The sequence below is a fragment of the Trinickia sp. genome (genome assembly GCF_051953955.1).
Lineage (GTDB): Bacteria > Pseudomonadota > Gammaproteobacteria > Burkholderiales > Burkholderiaceae > Trinickia.
The window spans coordinates 1-4,921 of record NZ_JBQCIF010000037.1; the positions used below are offsets into that span (position 1 = coordinate 1).

Below are 4,921 nucleotides of genomic sequence, written 5' to 3' on the forward strand. Positions count from 1 at the left end.
CCTTTTCGGGACGTTCGTCTGCCTGATGATGTGGCTCGTCATGCGCCGGCATCAAGCCAATCAGCGCGCATTCGATTCCGTCGCCCTGATCGGCGAATCCAAGCACTAACCCACCCGCCGGGCCGTGCCGCGGCCCGCATACGTGCCATGTCCCGCGCCATTCCCAACGTCCTGACGATCGCCGGTTCCGACTCCGGCGGCGGGGCCGGCATCCAAGCCGATTTGAAGACTTTCTCGGCGCTGGGCGTCTATGGCGCGAGCGTCGTCACGGCGCTTACGGCACAAAATACGCAGGGCGTGCGCGCCGTGCATGCACCCGATAGTGCGTTCGTCGCAGCTCAGCTCGACGCCGTGTTCGAGGATATCCGCATCGATGCGGTCAAGATCGGCATGCTCGCGAACGCGGACATCGTGCGTGCCGTCGCGGCGGCACTGCGCCGCTATCGCCCCGCGCACGTCGTGCTCGACACGGTCATGCTGTCGAAGAACGGCCACGCGCTGCTGGCGCCGGACGCCGTTGGCGCGCTGCGCGAGGAACTGCTGCCGATCGCGGACCTCGTCACGCCGAACCTTCCTGAAGCGGCCGCGCTCGTCGACGCCGATGCTCAAGCGGCCGACGAAACCGCCATGCGCGAGCATGGCGAAGCATTGCGCGCCCTAGGCGCACGCGCCGTGCTGATGAAAGGCGGCCATCTCGGCGGCCCCGAAAGTCCCGATTGGCTCATCGATGAAACGGGCGCCCACCGGCTCGGTGCAATGCGCGTCGATGTGCAACAGACGCATGGCACCGGTTGCACGTTATCGGCGGCCATCGCGGCGCTGATCGCGCAGCGCCCGAATTGGCTCGACGCCGTCACGGAAGCCAAGGCCTACCTCGTCGGCGCACTGCGCGAAAGCACGCGCCTTTCGGTGGGCACGGGCATCGGCCCCGTTCATCATTTTCATCGGTGGTGGTGACGAACGACGGGGCGCGCTGCGCCATCCTACCCGCGGTCGGCGCCGGCTCACGCAGCGCTCAGCGCGTAGGCCCTTGCCCGCGCGGGCCACTCGTCGGGCACCACGAAGCCTCGCTGCACTTCTCGCCAATGCCCCTGCATGGACGAATCCCGTTCGAATGCCGCGACCATCGCGGGGCCGGGTTGCTGCGCGAATCGTTCGGCCAAAGCATCGGCCGCCGATAAGCCGCCCGCTTCCGCCGTCTCGTTCGTTATCGGTGGCCGCGGCGCGAGCCACGCCAGGCGCGGCAGTACGACCCAACGCGCGGAACCGCGGCGCGCGCAAAGCGCCGTCCAATCGCTCCGCGTCACCCAAAAGCCGCGATGATGCATAGGATCGACGGCCGGCGGCACCGGCGGCGCTTCGTCAAAGGGATAAAACAGCCACCCCTTGACGAACATCTGCGGCTGCCACGGGCCGAGATGCCCCAGCGCCGCGAACTCCTGGCGCGCGGACAGCGGCAGTTGGTGCTCCAGCAAATGCGCGAGCTTCAAATCGAAGCGATCCTGCAGACTGGGGCCGACGTAATCGGCCAATTCGGCCCGAGCGCCGCCGGCGTGCAGATAGCATTTGACCGCCAGTTCCCAATGCAAGCGGCGCCCGCTCGCGGTTTCCACGAGAAAATCGCATTCGCCGATCGTGCGGCCGGCCACACGCAGCGGGACGTTCGCGGCGACGAGCCGGCCCGCTGGGCCATGCCCCAGAAAGTAGCCGAGCAAGCATTCGGCGTAACGGCCGAGCCGTATGATTCGCGCGGCGGCGAGCGCTTGCCGCAATGCGCTCGGATCGCTGTCGAGCTCGAGCAGCCAGTCGATGGTGGCGGTGCACTCGCGCGCCGTCTCGAACACGGTAGCGAGTTCGCCGGCGGGCGGATGCCCGCGCAGCAACGACGGGCTTCCGAGCAGCCAGGCCAGATCGCGAACGATGGGATCGACCAAGACGCCCTGCAACGCATCGAGCACGGCGGCGGGCTCGGCCGGCTCGAGTGCGGTCATAGCGGCGCTTGTCCTTTATCGAGCACCTGCCGGTAGGTATCGTGGGCAAGGCATAGATCGACCCATGCCTTCGCCTTGTCGGGCAAGCTGCGCAGCAAATACGCAGGGTGATAGGTCACGATGACGGGCACGTCCTCGTAGCGGTGCACGCGGCCGCGCAGCGACGAAATGCTCGCATCGGTCTTGAGCAGATTCTGGGCGGCCACGCGTCCGAGTGCGACGATGAGCTTGGGCTTCACGAGCGCGACCTGGCGCTGCAGATAGGGCTCGCAGCGCGCAACTTCGTCGGGTTCAGGGTTCCGGTTGCCGGGCGGCCTGCACTTGACGACGTTGGCGATGTAGACGTTGTCGCCGCGCGCGAGCGAAAGCGCGCGCAGCATGCTGTCGAGCAGCTTGCCGGCTTGACCGACGAAGGGCTCGCCCTGTTTGTCTTCGTTTTCCCCCGGCGCCTCGCCGATCAGCATCCACTCGGCCGCTCGGTCGCCGACCCCGAACACGGTCTGGGTCCGCTTTTCGCAGAGGCGGCAGCGCTCGCACGCCGAAACGCGCGCCTCGAGGGAGGCCCAGTCGAGCGTCACCACGCCACCGGCCGCGCCCGCTCCGGGCGGCTCGGCGAGCGCGAGCGGCGCGTGTGCGTGTGGGTGCGCCGAATCGTCCCACGCCGGCTCCTCGACCGGCGGCTCCGGCTTCACGCGCGGCGCAGGCGGTGCCGACGGCGCGACCGCGCCAGAGCGCGCCGGCTCGGGCCCGCGCGCCGTTTCGCGCGGCGCGGGCGTCCGCACCGCTTTGGGCGCGCTCACCGCAGCGGCCGAGGCCGCATGCGGCTCCGGTTGTGCGACAGGGTCGTCCTGCGCGGGCTCCGGCTCGATCGACGCGCCGCGCCGCACCCAGAGCGTCCCGAGACCCAGCGTCTCGAGCGCGGCTTCATCGAGTGGCATCAATCGCCCTCCTTCGAAAACGTGTAGCGCATGACAAGCGCGTCCTCACGGCCATGTCGCCGCGCGGGGTAATAGTTCTTGCGCCGGCCGATCGTCGCAAATCCGAAGCGCTCGTACAGACGCAGCGCACGGACGTTGGATGGCCGCACCTCGAGCAAAAGGCCGGCAAGCTGCTTGCCGCGCGTGATGCGCACGGCCTCGCGCAGTAGTGCCAGGCCGGCGCCCGAGCCCTGTGCGCGCGGCGCGACGCAGAGATTGAGCAAATGCATCTCGTCGACGACGGGCATCAACACGCAGTAGCCGACGAGCACGCCCGTGACGTGCCGCATGCAAATGCCGAAATAGCCGTTGCGCAACGAATCCTCGAAATTGCCGCGCGACCAGGGGAACTCGTAGGCCTCGTGCTCGACGGCGGCCACCTCGTCGAGATCGCCCTCGGTCATCGGCGACAAATAGCGGTCGGCCAACAACACCCCGCTCATCACGCCTCCGGCCCACCGCGCGCGGCACGCTCCGCAAGCCGCTCGGCCGTGGTTTGCGCGACCTTGTCGCGCACATACTCGGGCGCCGCGTGCTCGGCCGCGACCGTGCGCCCCGCGCGATAAGCACGCAGTGCCGCGAACGCGAGCGGCTGCGCATCGGGCAGCGCGTCGCCGTCGACGACAGCCGCCCGCTCGACGAGACCCAGGCGCGCGCCGAATGCGTGAGCGGCGTTGCCCGCGAGCGTGAACGGCACTTCGGGGGCGACGAGTTCTTCGGGCGCGCCGAGCGACGGCGGCGTCAGCGTTTGCCATTCGCCGATGCCGGCATCCCAGGCGTAGTCGGCCCAATAGACTTCGCCCATGCGCGCATCGAGCGCGGCCACCACGCGTGTGATCGAAGCATCACGCCGGCGCGCGCTTTCGGCGCAAACGAGAAGCGTGCTGATCGGCACGACGGGAACGCTCAGTCCGAACGCCAGCCCCTGCGCCACCCCCGTTGCGGTGCGCAAGCCCGTGAACGAGCCGGGGCCGGCCCCGAACGCGACGGCATTGCACTGGGCGAGCGCCATGCCCGCTTCGTCGAACAATTCGCGCACGGCCGGCAGCACGCGCGTGCTGGAGACGGCGCCCGTCAGTTCGTGGCGCGCCCAGAGGCGCGCTTGCGCCTGTTGCGAGGCGTCCGACGGGGCCTCGGCGCGCAGGAGTGCGACCGAGCAGTATTCGGTCGATGTGTCGAGAGCAAGCAGCACGGTTGATGTCATGGGCGCTATTGTAATGCGGGTAGTGCCGCACCCTGCCGCCCGCATGAGGGCGGGCTGCGTAAGGTCGGTGCGCGTTTGGAAGCATCGCTCGGTCTTTTGGGCGGGAACGCTTGCTATGATCGGCGGCCTGATCGTTTTTGCATGGGAGAATGCATCGTGAGCAACGTCGACACACAGTTCGAGCAAGCGCAGGTGGATGTGAAAGCCCTGCCCGAGAAGCCGGGCAACATGACGCTGCTGCGTCTATACGCGCTATTCAAGCAGGCCACCGAAGGCGACGTGCACGGCGATAAGCCGGGCTTCGCCGACATCGTCGGCAAGTACAAGTACGATGCCTGGGCATCGCTCAAGGGCACCGGACAAGACGTGGCGAAACAGCAGTACGTCGAACTCGTCGAATCGCTGAAGAACGGCATGGCCAGTTGAGCGCGCCGGCGCCCTGCCACCGGCACGCTCGGCATGGGCCCGGGGCACTCGCGCGCATCGCCCGAACCTCGGAATGAGCGTGAGCAGATCCTGACCGTGCACAACAGTGGCGCACTGCAGTAAAAACCCTTATAATGCTGCCAGCGCGTCACCTGCCGGCCATACCGGACCTTCCGACCATACCGGCGAGTGCAGCGCCCTTGTAGCGTTTTGCTCCAATCTAGTTTAGAACCTGTCCCCTTCCGCCTAGGCCCTCACAGGCCGTCTCATACCAGGCTGACGGCGACGCCATGACGGCGTCCCCGTATCCGATACAGCTTCTA

At 67.9% G+C, this 4,921-nt stretch carries 6 protein-coding genes; 2 read left to right on the forward strand and 4 right to left on the reverse strand.

The features are described from left to right. The first annotated feature begins 147 nt into the window (after positions 1-147). The gene (thiD, locus tag ACTHNZ_RS07825; protein ID WP_440541932.1) at positions 148-957 is read left to right on the forward strand and encodes a bifunctional hydroxymethylpyrimidine kinase/phosphomethylpyrimidine kinase; all 810 of its coding nucleotides are present in this window, start codon (positions 148-150) and stop codon (positions 955-957) included. A 47-nt stretch (positions 958-1,004) separates the two neighbouring features. Here thiD and ACTHNZ_RS07830 read toward each other — a convergent pair whose 3' ends face one another. The 4 genes from ACTHNZ_RS07830 to tsaB are packed head-to-tail and all read right to left on the reverse strand — an operon-like array spanning position 1,005 to position 4,172. After that, complete coding sequence (locus ACTHNZ_RS07830; RefSeq protein WP_440541933.1) at positions 1,005-1,991, reverse strand: DUF1853 family protein; 987 nt, start codon at positions 1,989-1,991, stop codon at positions 1,005-1,007. Next, positions 1,988-2,929: a uracil-DNA glycosylase gene (locus tag ACTHNZ_RS07835; protein ID WP_440541934.1), complete on the reverse strand. Its 942-nt coding sequence runs from the start codon at positions 2,927-2,929 to the stop codon at positions 1,988-1,990. The genes ACTHNZ_RS07830 and ACTHNZ_RS07835 overlap by 4 nt, the downstream gene beginning before the upstream one ends. Continuing rightward, complete coding sequence (gene rimI, locus ACTHNZ_RS07840; RefSeq protein ID WP_440541935.1) at positions 2,929-3,411, reverse strand: ribosomal protein S18-alanine N-acetyltransferase; 483 nt, start codon at positions 3,409-3,411, stop codon at positions 2,929-2,931. The genes ACTHNZ_RS07835 and rimI overlap by 1 nt, the downstream gene beginning before the upstream one ends. Further along, on the reverse strand, positions 3,411-4,172 hold the full coding sequence (tsaB, locus tag ACTHNZ_RS07845) for a tRNA (adenosine(37)-N6)-threonylcarbamoyltransferase complex dimerization subunit type 1 TsaB (protein ID WP_440541936.1): 762 nt from the start codon (positions 4,170-4,172) through the stop codon (positions 3,411-3,413). Before tsaB ends, rimI begins: the two co-directional genes overlap by 1 nt. Positions 4,173-4,313: 141 nt before the next feature. On the opposite strand from tsaB, the gene ACTHNZ_RS07850 reads away from it, so the two are divergent. Then, complete coding sequence (locus tag ACTHNZ_RS07850) at positions 4,314-4,598, forward strand: acyl-CoA-binding protein (protein ID WP_440541937.1); 285 nt, start codon at positions 4,314-4,316, stop codon at positions 4,596-4,598. Positions 4,599-4,921: the final 323 nt, after the last annotated feature.